Origin of the sequence: Roseovarius mucosus, assembly GCF_002080415.1 — a bacterium.
In the GTDB taxonomy this organism is placed as follows: Bacteria; Pseudomonadota; Alphaproteobacteria; order Rhodobacterales; family Rhodobacteraceae; genus Roseovarius; species Roseovarius mucosus_A.
In genome coordinates this window covers 2650132-2666250 of the sequence record NZ_CP020474.1, presented here as the reverse complement: position 1 = coordinate 2666250, position 16119 = coordinate 2650132, and the positions used below count along the sequence as shown (strand labels likewise).

Sequence of the window (16119 nt, the reverse complement as noted above, 5' to 3'; positions counted from 1 at the left end):
CTACTCAGCCCTTCCAGATCGGGTTGGACCAAGCGCGCTTGCCTGCCGCGTCCACCACAGTGACCCGCAACCACGGTGAGGCGACGCAGCGGGGGTCAAGGGTAACGCGCGCGCGGGTCATGGAATGGCCATGCACCGCCACCCCGGCTGATCCGTGGCCCAGCACGATCACCGCAGACGCAGCAGAGCATTCAACCTCGACCGCCCCGTCTTCCAGATGCAGCGCGCGAATTTCAGGACCTTGGCTGGAATAAAACAGCCCCGTCTTGAGTGCGGCAAGCAGAGCCTCGGGGCTGTTTTCCTCTGCCTTGACCATGACCCAGCCACCGAAATGATCCGGTTCCGAGAAATGCGCGTCATCTGTGGCAATCAAGCTCAGACGCCGCCCCTCGCTCAGCAAGAGGTCGGCAATCCCAAATCCGTCTCCCCGGTCACAGCCCATATGGCATCCATGGTTGTAAATCTCGACCGCATGCGCCGCCGTAAGACTGCGCGCATCGGCGAGTGTCAGCCCTGACCATTGTGGATGTGCCACGGCGACAAAGGCCCCGGCGGCGACAGCCCGCGCCGCAATCTCGGGTCCGGTTTCCTGATTGGCAACCGGTTTGAACTCGGGGGAATGGGAGGGGGCGAAATCATCCGGCAGACCCACGGCCAGAATATGCCACACCTCTCCATTGACCAAAGCGCCAGAATGCAACTCGGCCCCAAGCAGGGTGGTAAAGCGATTGCTGCGATAGGCGCGGGTATCGGTGATCGGATAGCCGTAGCGCCCGACAAAATGATCGGTCAGCGCCATGAAATCATAGCCCTCGGCGGCATAGCGACGGCAGACTTCCTCAGGGGGCAATACCCCATCTGAGCGGGTTGAATGGGTGTGCAGATTGCCGCGCCAGAACCGTCCGGGGGCCGAGAATGTGTCGATCATGCCGATGCTCCGTTTGCGGCGCGGCGCTCGCGCTCTTTGAGGATGGCCCAGATCACCGCGCAGGTGATCGTTGCAAGGATAAAGAGAATTCCGATGACATTGACCACCGGCGAAAGACCAAAACGCATACGGGAGCCGATTTCCGTTACCAGCGTATGCTGACCGCCGATGGCAAACATGGTGGTGTTGTAATTCTCAAAGCTCTGCAAGAAGGCGATGACAGCCGCCGTGGCGATGGTGGGGCGCAGGAACGGCAGGGTGATCCGGCGAAACGCCTGCAAAGGCGTGGCACCAAGGTCACGCGCTGCCTCTTCCAGCGCTGCATCCTGTCGCTGCAACCGCGCCATGAACATCAGCATCGCGTAAGAGGAAACAAAGGTGGTCTGCGCAAGAATCGCAGTGAACAGCCCCCCCGCCACCTCAAAATTGCGCCAGAAAATTACGGTTGAGATGCCCAAGATGAGTCCGGGCGTCAAAAGTGGCGACACCATCAACGTATAGAGCACCCCAGCCGCCCGGGTGCCCAACCGCCCCAGCAAAAGGGCCCCCGCCAACGCCATCGGCAGAGCGAGCGCGATCACGGCCCCCGCAATGATCAGCGAGTTGCGCAGGCCCGACCACATTCGCGCATCCGCCCAAAGTTCGCCAAACCAGCCTAGGGTAAATCCCTGCCAGACCGTGACAGACGGCGGCGAATAGGCATTAAATCCCGCTGCGACCATGATCCCGAGCGGCAGGAACATATAGACAAAGAACAGCGCCATATAGAGGCGGAGGATAACACCGCTGCCCTGCCCTCTCATTTCGCAATATCCTTGAGCCGAACCTTGAGCAGCCGCATCATCAGGAAAATGAACCCGGTGCAGACGACCAGCAGGCTAAGCGCATAGGCGGCCCCTACGTTCCAGTTGGTCGCCTGAAAAAAGCGGTTGTAGACCAGTTGCGTGAACCACGGATCAGCGGTGCCGCGCGTCATGATATAAGGCACCGCATAAGACCCCGCCGACAGCATGAATGTCATGATACAGCCTACTGCAATCCCGGGGCGGGCATGCGGCAGCACCACGCGGCGGTGGATTTGAAGGGTTCCGGCCCCCAGATCCCGCGCCGCCTCGATCTGATGGGTATCGAGCGTTTCCAGCACGTTGTAGAGCGGAAAAACCATGAACAGGATATAGGCATAGACCATGGCTATAAAGACGCCAGACCCACTTTCTAGAAAGGGCACCGGGCCAATCCCCACCAGCCCAAGGGCCGCATTGATCGGCCCACCGTAGTTCAGGATCATCTGCCAGGCAAAGACCCGCAGCAGCTCGTTAAGGGCATAGGGCACGATCAGCGCCATCATAATCATCGCGGCCCGGCGCGGCGGCTCTAGCTTGGCGATGGCAAAGGCGATGGGATAGCAGACGACAAAGGCGATGGCCGTCACCGCAAGCGAGGCAAGGATCGTCTTGGCAAAGATTGCAAGATGCGCCTGCCCCATCTGCCCGTAATTGGACAGCGTCCAGGTTTTGACAGGCGTGGTTTCCCGGGCTTCGAGCGTGGCAATTTCGGCCCGAACCGTGTCGCGCTCGGTGTCGATAGCGGCGCGGGCTGCGGCGTCTGCGGCGGCCTGATGGTCCAGCGCGAGAACATCGAGACGATTGTAGAGCCCGTCGATTTTGACCGACAGTTCGGCGGCGCCGTCGGGGCGCTGCATGGTCCAGAACGACTGCTCGATCATGATGATCTGTGGCGCGGCAATCAGGCCCAGAATCCAGACCCCCACCAGAAACACGATCAGTGCCGACAAGGGTGCCCCAAAGGCGCGGCGCAACTCAGTCATGGGCGGTTTCGCCCAAGGGCAGGATCACCCCAGCCTCTTGCGAGAACCCAAGGCGCAACGGGCCCTCCGCAAGGGGGATGCCCCCGCCATTCACACGGTGCACGGTCAAATGGCTTTGGCCGGTGTCAATCACGAGCGTCGAGAATGCCCCCTCCATATCGCGACGTATGAGGCCACCGGCCAGCATGTTGGCGCGGCTCTCGCCTTCGGTCAGCACATGCAACCGCTCGGGCCGCAAAAAGAGAAACGCTTGTGCGCCAACACCCAAACCCGCCGGATTGAGCGCGACAAAGGCCCCCTCGGGTGTGGCGATGCGGGCGCTTTGCCCGTCTTCCGCCTCGATGCGCCCGGTCAAACGGTTGGTTTCGCCGACAAAGGTTGCAACAAAGGCATTAGTGGGGCGGTCGTAAAGGTCGTCCGCCGTGCCCAATTGCACCAGCCGTCCGGCGTTCATGACGGCCACCCGGTCGGACATGGTCAGCGCCTCGCCCTGATCATGGGTGATATAGACAAAGGTGATGCCAGTCTCGCGCTGTAACTGCTTGAGTTCGGCGCGCATGTGCTGCCGCAGCTTGAGATCCAACGCCGAGAGCGGTTCGTCCAACAGCAGAACCGCCGGTTCAACGGCCAGAGCACGGGCAATCGCCACCCGCTGACGTTGCCCCCCCGACAATTCCGAAGGCAGCTTGTCGGCCTGTTCGCCAAGGGCGACCATCGTGAGCAGTTCAAGCGCCCGCGTGCGGCGTTTGGCCTTGCTCCAGCCGCGCATCTCTAGGCCAAAGGCGACATTCTCCCACACTGGCATCAGGGGAAAGAGCGCAAGATTCTGAAAGATCAGCGCAGTTGGACGGTCCGAGGGCGCAATGCCCGCCATCGACCGGCCACCGATCAGTATGCTGCCCTCTGAAGGGTCCAAAAACCCCGAGACAAGGCGCAGAATCGTGGTTTTGCCACAGCCCGAGGGGCCAAGGATCGAGAAAAACTCGCCCGCGCGAATGGTCAGGTCCGTGGGGTGCACGGCCTGAAAGTCGCCAAATCGCACGGCGGCTGAGCAGAGGGTGATTTCCATACCGCGAGCGGAAACTGTCATTGGGGTCGTTCCATGAAACGGGCGCGGGGAACTCTCCCCGCGCCACTCTGTCAGCTCAGGCGTTGGTCAGTTTTTCGGAATACTCTTCGCGCACCGCCGAGAACCACGGCGTGAACATCGGCCACCACCACAGGTTCTCGATCGCACCGTTCTGATAGGCAAAGGCAAACGCCGTCTTGTTGGCCTCGCTCAGATGCGCCGATGCGCCGACAGCCGCTGAATTATAGCCGGTCGCATTGGCAAACATGCCGCCGATTTCCGGGCTCATCAGAAAGTTGAGGAACTCATAGGCCTGATCGACATTCTCGGCACCCGAGGGGATCGCAGCGGTATCCATCCACGCCAGAGCGCCCTCTTTCGGGGCGGCATAGCGCCACTTGGGGTCCACATCCATGTGCAGCTTGATGCCGGTTGTATCCCATGTCTGGCCGATGGTGCAGCCCGCATCGGTAAAGGCACCGGTGGCCTCGGTGGCGTTATTCCAATAAGCGCCGATATTGGCCTTGTTCTTGGCGGCAAAGGCCACGCAGGCATCAAAGATACGGCGCGTGTCTTCTTCGGTCTTGTAGAGATCCATGGCCCGGTTCGACGGCACTTCGCCAATCGAGTCGAGATAGATCGCAAGGGTGATCAGCACTGATTTCTGGCGCATGGCAACCTTGCTATCCAGCCCGTCAGCCCAGAGATGGGCATAGGACAGATCGGCAGGCGCGACATCGACAGCGCTCGAATCCCACGTCATGCCCTCAGTGCCCCAATCGAACGGGACCAGATAACGCTTGCCGCGATGCGCAGCCCCCAGTTCCAGCGACGAACGCCACAGCGCGGGCTCGATCCGATCCACCTTGAGGCGGCTCTCGTCGATCTCAGCCAACAGGTTGCCCTCGTCATAATTGGGACGGGTGTCAACCGAGGGGAAGAGAATGTCAAAGCCCTTGCCGCCAGCGGCGCGCAGCTTGGACGCGGCTTCTTCGTTCGAGCCATAGGTCGAGACATTCACCTTGATGCCGGTGGCCTTGGTAAAGGCTTCGGGGATCTCGCCATTCTGGAAGTAATCGCCCCAAGCAAAAACATTCACCTCGCCAGACGAGGCAAGCGCGCGGCGCGCAATCAGCGGGGTCGCCAGGGCGGCGGCACCCGTGGCCAGCATGGCACGACGGGACAGGGATTGAAGGGGATAGGTCATTCTTGTCTCCTGAGTTTGATCAACTCCGGCCCAAAACTGGCCGAGTTGCTCAGGCGTTTAGAATGCTCAGGCAACAATCACGTGACAGTCCCCGGCTCTTGCCGGGAACTGCCCAAGGTCAATCGCGCGACTTGGCCCGGCCAAAGAGACGCGTCACGATCACAAAGAAGAGCGGCACAAAGACCACGCCCAACACTGTGCCCGAAATGGTCCCGCTCAGCACGCCGGACCCAATGGCATTGCGCCCACCGGACCCTGCGCCAGAACTCAGCACAAGCGGCAGAACGCCAAGAGAGAACGCCATCGAAGTCATGATGATCGGTCGGAACCTTTGACGCGCCGCCTCGATCACCGCCTCCAGAATGGTCTCGCCTGCCTCATAGCGTTCTCGGGCAAACTCTACGATCAGGATCGCATTCTTGCCCGTCAGGCCCACCACCGTCAGCAGCCCCACCTGAAAGAATACCCCATTCTCAAACCCGCCAATCCACGCGCCGGTCAGCGCGCCCACGATGCCGATGGGCATGGCCAACATGACCGCAAAGGGAATTGACCAGCTTTCATAGAGGGCCGCCAATGACAGGAACACCGCCGCCAAAGAAAGCGCGTAGAGCAGCGGTGCCTGATTGCCCGACTCGCGCTCTTCCAGCGACAGCCCGGTCCAGGCCAGCTCATAGCCCTGTCCCAGTTCCGCCACGAGACGCTCCATCTCGGCCATCGCCTCGCCCGTCGACACACCGGGCGCGGGCGAGCCCTGCAACTGCACCGATGGGATGCCGTTGTAACGATAAAGCCCCTGCGCGCCGTAATCCCATCGCCCTTCGGCGAAATTGGAAAACGGCACCAGCCCGCCGCTGGCGTTTCGTACCCGCCATTTGTCAATATCGGTGGGTTGCGCGCGCGCGTCGGCCTCTCCTTGAACATAAACCCGCTTGATCCGGCCCTGATCAAGGAAGTCGTTCACATAGCTGCCCGCCCAAGCAATCTGGAGCAATTGCCCCACATCCGTCGGCGTCAGCCCCATAGCCCCCGCCTTGCGCCAGTCGATATCAAGATTGTATTGCGCCGCATCCTCTAGCCCGTTGGGCCGAGCCGAGGCGATAAGATCGCTTTGCGCCGCCATGCCCAGCAGCTGATTGCGCGCGGCCATCAGATCGGCATGGCTTTGCCCCGCCCGCGCTTGCAGGTAGAAATCAAAGCCCGACACATTGCCCAGCTCGATCACCGAGGGCGGCACGACCGGGAACACCATCGCATCACGGATCTGGCTAAAGGCCCCAAAGGCACGGCCCGCCAAGGCCTGCACGCTCTGTCCCGGTTCGGTCCGCTCTTCCCAATCCTTGAGCTGAACAAAGGCCAGACCCATGTTCTGCCCATTCCCCGAAAAGCTGAAGCCGACGACGCCGAACATCGAGTTCACAACATCGGTTTCTTGTTCGAGATAATAATCCTCGACCTGCTTGATCACCTCCAGCGTGCGCTCGGCGCTTGATCCGGTAGGGGTTTGGATGAGGGTAAAGAGAATGCCCTGATCTTCTTCGGGCAGGAACCCGGTGGGCGTGCGCAGGAACATCAGCGCCATGCCCAACGCCAACGCCAAATAGACAACGAACACCCGCACCGGGCGGCGCACCGACCAGCCCACCGCGCCGCCATAGCCATTGGTCAGCTTACCAAAGCCGGTGTTGAACCACGCGAACGGTCCGCGCGTCGCACCATGGCCGTTCTTGGCCTTGAGCAGGGACGCGCAGAGCGCGGGCGTGAGGGTGATCGCAACCACCACCGACAGCGCCATGGCGGACACGATGGTGATCGCGAATTGCTGATAGATCACACCGGTCGAGCCGGGAAAGAACGCCATTGGCACGAACACCGCCGAAAGCACCATGGCAATGCCCACCAGCGCTCCGGTGATCTGGCCCATGGATTTATGCGTAGCTTCACGCGGGCCAAGGCCCTCTTCCTCCATGATACGCTCGACATTTTCAACAACGACAATCGCGTCATCAACCAAAAGGCCGATCGCCAGCACCATCGCCAGCATCGTCAGCGTGTTGATCGAGAACCCCGCCGCCGCCAGCACCCCGAAGGTGCCCAACAAGACAACAGGCACCGCGAGGGTAGGGATAAGCGTCGCGCGCAGGTTTTGCAGGAAGAGGAACATCACGAGAAACACAAGACCAATCGCCTCGAACAGGGTCTTGACCACTTCCTTGATCGAAATCTCGACAAAGGGCGTGGTGTCATAGGGGATCACGTAATCCACACCTTCGGGAAAGAAGCGGGCGAATTCGACCATCCGCTCCTTGATCGCGCGCGCCGTATCGAGGGCATTCGCCCCCGGTGCCAGAGTGATCGCCATACCTGCCGCAGGGTCGGTGTTGAACCGCGCCGTCGTGGCATAGTTTTCCGCCCCAATCTCGACCCGCGCCACATCGTCGAGCAGCACGAGGCCGCCGTCAGTCTCGGCACGCAGCACGATCTGACGGAAATCCTCAGGCGTGCTGAGCAGCGATTGCGCGGTGATCGTGGCGTTGAGTTGTTGGCCTTCGACCGCCGGTTGCGCGCCAAAGGCACCAGCAGAAATCTGCGCGTTCTGCGCCGAAACCGCCGCCACAACGTCTGACGGCGTCAGGCCGAATCCCGCCAGCTTGGACGGGTCGAGCCAGATCCGCATCGCATATTGCGCACCAAAAACGTTGACCGATCCGACCCCCTCGGTCCGACTTAGTTCATCAACAAGGTTGGTGACCATGTAATCCGACAGGTCCACCTGATCGAGCGTGCCATCGGTCGAGATCATCCCAACCACCATCAGGAAGCCTGCCGAGGATTTCTCGACCGTGATCCCCTGACGCTGCACAATCTCGGGCAAGAGTGGCGTGGCCTGACCTAGTTTGTTTTGAACCTGCACCTGCGCGATATCCGCATCTGTGCCCGTCTCAAAGGTCAGAGTCACCTCGGCACTGCCCGCCGAGGTCGAGCGAGACGAGAAATAGCGCAGGCCGTCCAGCCCAGTCATCTGCTGCTCGATCACCTGTGTGACCGTATTGGCCACAGTATCGGCCGAGGCCCCGGGATAATTGGCGGTGACCGTGACAGAGGGCGGCGCGATTTGCGGATATTGCGCCACAGGCAGGATCAGGATGGCCAGCACCCCGACCCCCATGATCAGGATCGAAATGACCCATGCGAACACCGGGCGGTCGATAAAAAAGCTGGCCATTCGGAATATCCTCTGCCCGGTCGGTTATTGTTGTTGTGCGGCGGCGCGCTCTTCAGGCGTCACGGTCGCCCCCGGTGCGGTTTTCTGGAACCCTGCCACCATCACGCGATCACCAGGGTTCAACCCCTCATCCACCACCCAGGCATTGCCACGGTCTTGGATAATGTTCAGCGCGCGTTCCTCGATCACACCGTCACCATTGACCACCCAAGCAAGCGGACGACCGCGCCGATCGCGAACCACGCCCTCTTGCGGCACGAGGTACACATCGCGCGCCACTTCAACCGGCATGTCCACCTGCACATACATCCCCGGCAGCAAAAGAAGATCAGGATTGTCGAACTGCATCCGCAGCGTGACAACCCCGGTTTGCGGATTCACATTGGGTTCCGCCGCCTTGAGCTGACCTGTCTCGCTATAGTCCGAGCCATCCGCCAGCTTGAGCCGTACCGTGGCATCCGCATCCTCAAGCTCGCGCTCCGTCTCACCGCGCCGCCACCGCAAGAGGTCTGCAGCGGATTGCGTCACATCGACATAAACCGGATTGATGTTGCGGATCACAGTCAAAGGCTGGGCTTGGCTTGCGGTCACAAGCGCACCCTGCGAGGTTAATGACAGGCCTATCCGCCCCGACAGGCGGGCCCGAATAGTGGTGCGTGACAGCTCGATTTCCGCAGAATTGAGCTGTGCTTCGGCGAGTTCCAGCCCTGCTGCCGCCGCATCGCGGGTCGATGTCGCCTCGTCAAGCGCCTGCTCGCTGGCGACATTTCGGGATTGCAGTTCTACCAGACGTCTCGCCTCGCGCTCTGCCGCGCGCAGCTGCGCTGCGGCCTGCGCCACACCGGCACGCGACTGCCGCACAGTGGCCTCATAGGTGGCCTTGTCGATCTGATAGAGGGGATCACCGATGGTCACATCAGCCCCTTCTTCAAACAGGCGTTCCGTGATGATCCCGTTGACCTGCGGACGCACCTCAGCCTCTGCCGAAGCTGCCACGCGCCCCGGCAAGAGCGACGTCAAGGTCACATCCTGCGGCGCAAGCGTTACAACGGTCACGGGTGTCGGCCCCTGGGCCTGTTGCGCAATGGCAAATCCCGGCACAAAGCCAGCACAGAGCGCGAGCACGCGGATCATTCGGGGAAACGCAGCCATCAGAGACCCTTTCACGATATGGATTGGCAGAACGGCGTCCAGTCAGATATAAAACGCGTGCGTTTTATAAATATGACAAACGGGCAAATGGCAACAGCACAGCGCCATGCGCACAACCAATGTGCGAAAATGAGGCCACGTGATGCGAGATGGCACACGACGCGAGCAAGCCCAGAGCAAGATCCGGCGCGGACGCCCGGTCACACGCAGTTGCGAAGACCGGCGCGACGCCATTTTTGCCTCACTCGAAGCGGTGCATGCCGAGCGCGGTCTAGACGGGGCCACGATGGAGGCAATCGCCGCCCATGCAGGGATGTCCAAGCGGACGCTTTATGCCGCTTTTTCCAGCCGCAGCGCGCTCTTTCGGGCCTATATCAATAAGGTGGCCGATGCGTTCATCCGTCCGCTGCCCGACGCCGACACGGCCCTGCCCATCGCCGCGCGACTTGAGCGTGTGTTATCCCAAGGTGTCCGGCATCAGGGTTATGGCTTGCCGCTGGAAATCCTGCGCGCCTTCATCGCACAGGTGCCGCAGGCACCGGATATAGGCCGCGATCTGGTCCAAACCCTGATGCGACGTGATCTGTCGATCCTCAAGGCCGAGTTGGACCGTGGTCTTGACCGAAGTGAAATTGCGGTTGCAGATACCACTGACGCGGCGCTCCTGCTGCTCGATATGGTGCGGCCATGGCCGCTGGAGTCTCTGCTGGATCCCACCTGTCTTGCAACACCAGAGGCCCTTGCCATGCGGCAAAGATTGGCGATCCGAGTGTTTCTCAACGGCCTTGTGCCTTAGTTGCCCGGCACTCCAGCCGCCAGGACCAGCGGTGGCTGCACCTGCAATCCCCCCTCCCGCACGATGAAATCGACAATGGCATCAACGCCCAAGCCGCGCCGCACTTGCGCCAGCACATAGGGCCTACCAGCGCGGGCCTGCGCCGTATCCGCCTCAAGACGCACCAGATCGACGCCAACATAGGGGGCAAGATCGGTCTTGTTCACCACCAACAGGCCCGATTTCGTTACCCCCGGCCCACGTTTGCGCGGAATGTCCTGACCGGCGGCAGTATCAATCACATAAAGGGTAATATCCGCCAATTCCGGGCTGAACGTCGCGGCAAGGTTGTCACCGCCAGACTCGATCAGGATGAGATCGAGATCAGGAAAGGCGACCGTCAGCTCCTCCACTGCGGCCAGATTGATAGAGGCATCCTCGCGAATGGCCGTATGCGGGCAGCCGCCGGTTTCCACCCCGCGAATGCGGTCTGCGGGCAGGACCTGCGCACGCAGGAGGTATTCGGCATCCTCGCGGGTGTAAATGTCATTGGTGATAACCGCCATCGAACAGCGCGGCGCCAGCGCACGCGCCAGCATTTCGGTCAGCGTCGTCTTGCCCGCGCCCACTGGGCCACCGATCCCCACACGCAGCGGGCCATTCATGCTCTTGCCTGTCATGTCCGGAATATCCTCACGTCCTGAGTTTCATGTCGCAACGCCGCAAGATCACCCGCCAGCGCACAGGTCCCGATCTCGTCAAGGGTGGCTCGCGCCGCCCGATCCGCCTGCGCGTGAATATCCGGCAAAAGCCGCGCCAACGCAGCCTGCCCTTCGGTCTGACCCAATGGCACGTGGCGGACGCTGATGGTCACAAGGTTCCCGACAAAGCCATGCAGATAAAGCGCGATCACATCGCGCTTGGGCAGGTCCAGCGCCGCCGCCGCCTCGCCCACCGCCACAGGTAGCAAACGCGCGGGCAAGGCGCGCCCGGTGATCCCCGCCACGCATCGCGCCAGTGCCGCCCCCTGTTCCCGGCTTTCCTGCAAGCGTTCGGCGCAGGGTTGCAGCGCGCGTGCAAGATCGTCGAGCCTGTCACATTCCCCATCCAGCGCATGGGCCAGCAGCACCGCATCTTGCCAGCCAGCGCCATATCGCAGGATATTGCCAAGCCATACCACAAGGCTTGCGGCATCCCGCACCGTGCCTGCCGCAATCTCAGCCTCCAGACCATGTGAATAGGCAAACGCCCCGGTTGGAAAGGCTGGCGAGAGCCATTGCACAAGCGTGAGATGCGCAGAGCTGAGCATCAGGCGTGGCTGTGATGGGCGCGGCTGTGATCCCCGTGGTCATGCCCCATGGTGCGCCCCTTGCCATAGGCCCCGCCCTCGGGCCGGAACGGGCCAGTGACGGGCGTCAGCTTTGCACCCAGATAGGCCAGCATCGCCTCGATCACGTGGTCGCGGCGGATACACAGATGATCCGCGCCAATCTGGCAAGGCGTGTGCCGGTTGCCGATATGCCAAGCCAGCCGCGCAAGATCGCCACGCACCTCAATCAGATCTTCGGGTGCGGCCTCGACCGCCACCGCGCGCCCATCGTCGAGCGCAAAGCCCCAGTGATCGTCAAGGTTCGTCACCTCTGCCAGATCGACAAGAAATGCCAGGCCATCCCGCCCCACCAGCCGCTTGCGGCGCATCAGCCGCGCGTCATAATCCAGCACGACCGTGTCAGACACCCGATCAGGGGCGTGATGAAGCAGGTGGCGGGCAACAGGCAGGTCGGTCATGGCAGGCCCTCAGAACATGAAATAGCGTTGTGCCAGCGGCAACTCAGAGGCTGGTTCGCAAGTGAGCAATTCGCCATTGGCGCGCACCTCGTAGGTTTCGGGATGCACCTCGACCTCGGGTGTCAGGCTGTTGTGGATCATGTCGCGCTTGGTGATCTTGCGGGTATTGGCGACGGCGAGGGTCTCTTTGGCCAGCCCCAAGGCCGCGCCGATCCCCTCGGCCTGCGCTGCGGCACTGACAAAGAGCACGGCAGAGCGTTCCACCGCCCGCCCATAGGCCCCGAACATGGGCCGCGAATAAACTGGCTGGGGCGTGGGAATAGATGCATTGGGATCACCCATCTGCGCCAAAACGATCGTGCCGCCCATCAGCACCATTTCCGGCTTTGCACCAAAAAACGCCGGGCTCCAGAGCACAAGATCAGCGCGCTTGCCGGGGCTGACACTTCCGATATAGGCGCTCATCCCGTGTACAATGGCGGGGTTGATGGTGTATTTCGCGATATAGCGTTTCACCCGCATGTTGTCGTTATCGCCGGTCTCTTCCGGCAACCGCCCGCGCTGCTTGCGCATTTTTGAGGCCGTTTGCCATGTGCGGATGATCACCTCGCCCACGCGCCCCATCGCCTGACTGTCCGAGGCCATGACAGAAAACGCGCCCATGTCGTGCAGGATATCCTCGGCGGCGATGGTTTCACGCCGGATCCGGCTCTCGGCAAAGGCCACATCCTCGGGGATCGCTTTGTCCAGATGGTGACAGACCATCAGCATATCGAGATGTTCCTCGATCGTGTTGACAGTGTAGGGCATGGTCGGGTTGGTCGAAGACGGCAGGATATGTTCATAGCCCACCACTTTCATGATGTCCGGCGCGTGCCCTCCGCCTGCGCCCTCGGTGTGAAAGGCATGGATCGTGCGGCCTTTGATGGCGGCAAGGGTATTTTCCACAAAGCCGCTTTCATTCAGCGTGTCGGTGTGGATCATCACCTGCACATCCATGTCATCGGCAACACTCAGGCAGCAATCAATCGCACCGGGCGTGGTGCCCCAATCCTCGTGCAGCTTCATCGCGCAGGCCCCCGCGCGGATCATTTCGATCAGCGCCTCGGGTTGGCTCGCATTGCCCTTGGATGACAGGCCGAAATTCATCGGGAACGCATCCAACGATTGCAGCATCCGCCCGATATGCCACGCTCCCGGCGTGCAGGTTGTGGCAAGCGTGCCATGCGCGGGGCCGGTGCCGCCACCCAGCATGGTGGTGATCCCGGAATGCAGCGCATCCTCGATTTGCTGCGGGCAGATGAAGTGGATATGCGCATCAAAGCCACCCGGAGTAAGGATCTTGCCTTCTCCGGCGATGATCTCGGTGCCCGGACCGATGATGATATCGACACCCGATTGCGTGTCTGGGTTACCCGCCTTGCCTATGGCGGCAATCAAGCCATCGCGCAGGCCGACATCCGCCTTGGTGATCCCTTGATGATCGACGATCAGCGCGTTGGTGATGACGGTATCCATCGCACCCCCGGCGCGGGGGATCTGGCTCTGGCCCATCCCGTCGCGGATCACCTTGCCGCCGCCGAATTTCACCTCTTCGCCATAGGTGGTCAGATCACGCTCTACCTCGATGATGAGATCGGTATCACCAAGCCGCAGCCGGTCGCCCGTGGTGGGGCCATACATGGCGGCATAGGCAGAGCGGGGGATCGCATAGGGCATCTAGAGGTCTCCCATCACCTGTTGATTAAAGCCGAACACACGCCGCGCGCCGCCGTAGGGGATCAGCCGCACCTCGCGGCTTTGCCCCGGCTCGAACCGGACGGCGGTGCCAGCAGGAATATCCAGACGCTGGCCGCGCGCCGCGTCGCGGTCAAAGCTGAGGCCGCTATTGGCCTCGGCGAAATGGTAATGGCTGCCGACTTGAACTGGTCTGTCGCCGGTATTGGCAACCATCAGCACAGTCACCGGAGCGCCTGCATTCAGGGTGATGTCACCGTCAGCGGGCAACACCTCGCCGGGGATCATTTGCGCCTCCGACCCAGCACATAGCCGCCAGCAGCTGCGATCACCCCGACAACGCCAAGCCACATTGCGTCAATCCCATGCGGGTGCAGATGCGGACCAGGGTCGGCCAGTGCCAGCGTCGGTGTGAGCAGGAAAAAGGCAACGGGATAGCGCATGATCAGTTCCTTTCAGCGGATGGGATTATGAACGGTGACAAGCTTGGTGCCATCAGGAAAGGTCGCCTCGACCTGCACTGCATGGATCATCTCTGCGATGCCATCCATACAGTGCTGGGACGTGATGACATGCGCACCCGCCTCCATCAGATCGGCCACCGTGCGCCCGTCGCGCGCGCCCTCGACCACGTAATCGGTGATCAGCGCCACGGCCTCGGGGTGGTTAAGTTTGACGCCGCGTGCGAGCCGCCCTCGTGCGACCATCGCGGCGAGGCTGATCAACAGCTTGTCCTTTTCACGCGGGGTGAGGTTCATCGCGGTTCTCTCCTAAATCTGCCAGACGCGGGGCAAAGGGCCAGGGCGCAACACCGAAACCAGCCGCATGATCTGCCGCTTGAGCGGCCAGCCATCAGCGGCCATAAGGCGGATCACCAGCTTGCCGTCAAAGCCCGACGCGCCGCTGGTCACGCCCTCTTCGGTCAGTTCTGCACGAGCGCGCTCCACCGCATCCGCAGCCCCCGGCGCCACCAACGCCAGCGTGGCAAAGGCCCGCGCTGCGCCCAAAATGGCGGGACCAGCGGTCAACGCCTCGGTGCCCAAATGCAGCGGCTCGATCAGCACCGGGCGGCCCAAGCGCATGATCCGGCGCGTATCGCGCAGCGTTACATCGGCCAGTGTCTCGCCCATGGCAATGCGGCCCAAAACGATGGCCTCCAGCATCAGGCAAGAAGCATCCTCGGCCAAGTCTATCTCGGTTTCGCGGACGAGGTGGCTGCTGTCATAGAGGATGGTTTCCTGCGGCAGCCAATCGAGGTGCCCGCCGCCCCCTACAGAATGCCGCACCGTGACATGCGCCGCACCATCCGCGCTGCGATAGGCGCGTTCAGCGGTCTGCGTGGTGGCGGTGGCACGGCACCCCGCTGCCAAATCAAGACGGTAGGCCAAGGTGTCTCCCCCCGCCAAACCGCCGGATGTGTTGAGAAAGACCACCTCAGGGCCAGAGGCACCCGGATGCACGAACGCTTTGGCCGACCCCGCCTGGTGCAGCCGGTCCAGCCTCGCCCCGGCTGGGCCCGGCAAGAGGGCGACATGTGCCGCGCCGTGGCTACGCTGATGCAAGGGGGCGGGACAGGCGGTCATGGGTGATTCCGAGTTGCGACAGGTCAGAGGCTACCTGTTGTGTCGGGGCCTGCCAGTCGCCCGGCGCGCCAGCCTGAAATCCCACAGGCGCGCCGGCTGTATATGCCTATTTTTAGCGCAGATGGCCTATTAAATAGACACCTCACGCAAGAGCCGGTCGCGCTCCACCATCGCCGCAGGCTCGGACAGCCGCACTTCACCCCGGTTCAAGACGACCAGATCATCCGCCAGCCCATAGGCGAAATCGAAATACTGTTCGACCAACACGATGGCAATTTCCCCCTCGTCCCGCAGCAAACCAATCACCTCGCCAATTTGCTTGATGATATTGGGTTGAATCCCCTCGGTCGGCTCATCGAGCAAAAGCACGCGCGGCTTGGCGATCAGCGCACGGGCAATGGCCAACTGCTGCTGCTGCCCGCCCGAGAGGTCGCCGCCGCGCCGGTCCTTCATCTGGTCCAGCACCGGAAAGAGATCATAAATCCGCGACGGAATCCGGTGGTCGGATTTGGGCAGACAGGCAAAGCCGGTTTCGAGGTTTTCGGTCACAGTCAGGAGCGGAAACACCTCGCGCCCCTGCGGCACATAGCCGATGCCGGCCCGCGCCGCCTGCGCCGCGCTCAGATGATCCAGAACCGCCCCATCAAGCGTGATGTGCCCACCCGAATAGGGATGCCGCCCGGCAATCGCCTTTAGCAAGCTGGTCTTGCCCACACCATTGGTGCCCATCACCGCCGTCACAGCACCCGGGCGCGCCGTCAGGCTGACACCATGCAGGATCTGTGACGCACCGTAATGCAGCGTGAGGTTCTCGACGCTCAGCATC

General features: G+C 61.8%; 17 protein-coding genes. 1 reads left to right on the top strand and 16 read right to left on the bottom strand.

Features of this window, described 5'->3' with window-relative positions:
- Positions 1-4 precede the first annotated feature (4 nt).
- From ROSMUCSMR3_RS12775 to ROSMUCSMR3_RS12745, 7 genes are all read right to left on the bottom strand, one after another.
- Positions 5-928: a CehA/McbA family metallohydrolase gene (locus ROSMUCSMR3_RS12775; protein ID WP_081507540.1), complete on the bottom strand. Its 924-nt coding sequence runs from the start codon at positions 926-928 to the stop codon at positions 5-7.
- Positions 925-1731 carry an ABC transporter permease gene (locus ROSMUCSMR3_RS12770; protein WP_081507539.1) on the bottom strand — a complete coding sequence of 269 codons (807 nt, stop codon included), beginning with the start codon at positions 1729-1731 and terminating at the stop codon, positions 925-927. The genes ROSMUCSMR3_RS12775 and ROSMUCSMR3_RS12770 overlap by 4 nt, the downstream gene beginning before the upstream one ends.
- Positions 1728-2756 (bottom strand): ABC transporter permease, encoded by a 1029-nt coding sequence (locus ROSMUCSMR3_RS12765; RefSeq protein ID WP_081507538.1) that lies wholly within the window; start codon positions 2754-2756, stop codon positions 1728-1730. The genes ROSMUCSMR3_RS12770 and ROSMUCSMR3_RS12765 overlap by 4 nt, the downstream gene beginning before the upstream one ends.
- Entirely contained in the window at positions 2749-3825 is a 1077-nt protein-coding gene (locus ROSMUCSMR3_RS12760; protein ID WP_081507537.1) for an ABC transporter ATP-binding protein, read from the bottom strand. The genes ROSMUCSMR3_RS12765 and ROSMUCSMR3_RS12760 overlap by 8 nt, the downstream gene beginning before the upstream one ends.
- A 76-nt stretch (positions 3826-3901) precedes the next feature.
- Positions 3902-5032 carry an extracellular solute-binding protein gene (locus ROSMUCSMR3_RS12755; protein WP_081507536.1) on the bottom strand — a complete coding sequence of 377 codons (1131 nt, stop codon included), beginning with the start codon at positions 5030-5032 and terminating at the stop codon, positions 3902-3904.
- A gap of 118 nt (positions 5033-5150) precedes the next feature.
- On the bottom strand, positions 5151-8258 hold the full coding sequence (locus ROSMUCSMR3_RS12750; RefSeq protein WP_008279409.1) for an efflux RND transporter permease subunit: 3108 nt from the start codon (positions 8256-8258) through the stop codon (positions 5151-5153).
- A 24-nt stretch (positions 8259-8282) separates the two neighbouring features.
- Positions 8283-9392, bottom strand: coding sequence for an efflux RND transporter periplasmic adaptor subunit (locus ROSMUCSMR3_RS12745; RefSeq protein WP_081508627.1), 1110 nt, complete (start codon positions 9390-9392; stop codon positions 8283-8285).
- A 160-nt stretch (positions 9393-9552) separates the two neighbouring features.
- On the opposite strand from ROSMUCSMR3_RS12745, the gene ROSMUCSMR3_RS12740 reads away from it, so the two are divergent.
- Positions 9553-10206, top strand: a complete 654-nt coding sequence (locus ROSMUCSMR3_RS12740) for a TetR/AcrR family transcriptional regulator (protein WP_008279411.1) — start codon at positions 9553-9555, stop codon at positions 10204-10206.
- Here ROSMUCSMR3_RS12740 and ureG read toward each other — a convergent pair.
- The 9 genes from ureG to urtE all read right to left on the bottom strand — a co-directional run bounded on the left by ureG (position 10203) and on the right by urtE (position 16118).
- Complete coding sequence (gene ureG / locus ROSMUCSMR3_RS12735; protein ID WP_081507535.1) at positions 10203-10865, bottom strand: urease accessory protein UreG; 663 nt, start codon at positions 10863-10865, stop codon at positions 10203-10205. The genes ROSMUCSMR3_RS12740 and ureG overlap by 4 nt on opposite strands.
- Positions 10862-11494, bottom strand: coding sequence for an urease accessory protein UreF (locus tag ROSMUCSMR3_RS12730; RefSeq protein ID WP_081507534.1), 633 nt, complete (start codon positions 11492-11494; stop codon positions 10862-10864). The genes ureG and ROSMUCSMR3_RS12730 overlap by 4 nt, the downstream gene beginning before the upstream one ends.
- Complete coding sequence (locus ROSMUCSMR3_RS12725; RefSeq protein WP_008279414.1) at positions 11494-11973, bottom strand: urease accessory protein UreE; 480 nt, start codon at positions 11971-11973, stop codon at positions 11494-11496. Before ROSMUCSMR3_RS12725 ends, ROSMUCSMR3_RS12730 begins: the two co-directional genes overlap by 1 nt.
- Before the next feature lie 9 nt (positions 11974-11982).
- Complete coding sequence (gene ureC / locus ROSMUCSMR3_RS12720; protein WP_081507533.1) at positions 11983-13692, bottom strand: urease subunit alpha; 1710 nt, start codon at positions 13690-13692, stop codon at positions 11983-11985.
- Entirely contained in the window at positions 13693-13998 is a 306-nt protein-coding gene (locus ROSMUCSMR3_RS12715; protein ID WP_008279416.1) for an urease subunit beta, read from the bottom strand.
- Complete coding sequence (locus ROSMUCSMR3_RS21160) at positions 13995-14153, bottom strand: LPXTG cell wall anchor domain-containing protein (protein ID WP_151976836.1); 159 nt, start codon at positions 14151-14153, stop codon at positions 13995-13997. The genes ROSMUCSMR3_RS12715 and ROSMUCSMR3_RS21160 overlap by 4 nt, the downstream gene beginning before the upstream one ends.
- A gap of 12 nt (positions 14154-14165) precedes the next feature.
- Entirely contained in the window at positions 14166-14468 is a 303-nt protein-coding gene (locus ROSMUCSMR3_RS12710; protein ID WP_081507532.1) for an urease subunit gamma, read from the bottom strand.
- 12 nt (positions 14469-14480) lie between these two features.
- A complete protein-coding gene (locus ROSMUCSMR3_RS12705; RefSeq protein WP_081507531.1) occupies positions 14481-15293 on the bottom strand; it encodes an urease accessory protein UreD in 813 nt (270 codons plus the stop codon).
- A gap of 129 nt (positions 15294-15422) precedes the next feature.
- Complete coding sequence (gene urtE / locus ROSMUCSMR3_RS12700; protein WP_081507530.1) at positions 15423-16118, bottom strand: urea ABC transporter ATP-binding subunit UrtE; 696 nt, start codon at positions 16116-16118, stop codon at positions 15423-15425.
- Between the last annotated feature and the right edge of the window lies 1 nt (position 16119).

Excerpts from the sequence above, each read along its gene's own strand:
- ureC (WP_081507533.1), bottom strand. The coding sequence starts at position 13,692 with ATGCCCTATGCGATCCCCCGCTCTGCCTATGCCGCCATGTATGGCCCC.
- ROSMUCSMR3_RS12740 (WP_008279411.1), top strand. The coding sequence starts at position 9,553 with ATGCGAGATGGCACACGACGCGAGCAAGCCCAGAGCAAGATCCGGCGC.
- ROSMUCSMR3_RS12750 (WP_008279409.1), bottom strand. The coding sequence starts at position 8,258 with ATGGCCAGCTTTTTTATCGACCGCCCGGTGTTCGCATGGGTCATTTCG.
- ROSMUCSMR3_RS12765 (WP_081507538.1), bottom strand. The coding sequence starts at position 2,756 with ATGACTGAGTTGCGCCGCGCCTTTGGGGCACCCTTGTCGGCACTGATC.
- ROSMUCSMR3_RS12730 (WP_081507534.1), bottom strand. The coding sequence starts at position 11,494 with ATGCTCAGCTCTGCGCATCTCACGCTTGTGCAATGGCTCTCGCCAGCC.
- ROSMUCSMR3_RS12760 (WP_081507537.1), bottom strand. The coding sequence starts at position 3,825 with ATGGAAATCACCCTCTGCTCAGCCGCCGTGCGATTTGGCGACTTTCAG.
- ROSMUCSMR3_RS12715 (WP_008279416.1), bottom strand. The coding sequence starts at position 13,998 with ATGATCCCCGGCGAGGTGTTGCCCGCTGACGGTGACATCACCCTGAAT.
- ureG (WP_081507535.1), bottom strand. The coding sequence starts at position 10,865 with ATGACAGGCAAGAGCATGAATGGCCCGCTGCGTGTGGGGATCGGTGGC.
- ROSMUCSMR3_RS21160 (WP_151976836.1), bottom strand. The coding sequence starts at position 14,153 with ATGCGCTATCCCGTTGCCTTTTTCCTGCTCACACCGACGCTGGCACTG.
- ROSMUCSMR3_RS12770 (WP_081507539.1), bottom strand. The coding sequence starts at position 1,731 with ATGAGAGGGCAGGGCAGCGGTGTTATCCTCCGCCTCTATATGGCGCTG.
- ROSMUCSMR3_RS12745 (WP_081508627.1), bottom strand. The coding sequence starts at position 9,392 with ATGATCCGCGTGCTCGCGCTCTGTGCTGGCTTTGTGCCGGGATTTGCC.
- ROSMUCSMR3_RS12725 (WP_008279414.1), bottom strand. The coding sequence starts at position 11,973 with ATGACCGACCTGCCTGTTGCCCGCCACCTGCTTCATCACGCCCCTGAT.
- ROSMUCSMR3_RS12775 (WP_081507540.1), bottom strand. The coding sequence starts at position 928 with ATGATCGACACATTCTCGGCCCCCGGACGGTTCTGGCGCGGCAATCTG.
- ROSMUCSMR3_RS12710 (WP_081507532.1), bottom strand. The coding sequence starts at position 14,468 with ATGAACCTCACCCCGCGTGAAAAGGACAAGCTGTTGATCAGCCTCGCC.
- ROSMUCSMR3_RS12755 (WP_081507536.1), bottom strand. The coding sequence starts at position 5,032 with ATGACCTATCCCCTTCAATCCCTGTCCCGTCGTGCCATGCTGGCCACG.
- urtE (WP_081507530.1), bottom strand. The coding sequence starts at position 16,118 with ATGCTGAGCGTCGAGAACCTCACGCTGCATTACGGTGCGTCACAGATC.
- ROSMUCSMR3_RS12705 (WP_081507531.1), bottom strand. The coding sequence starts at position 15,293 with ATGACCGCCTGTCCCGCCCCCTTGCATCAGCGTAGCCACGGCGCGGCA.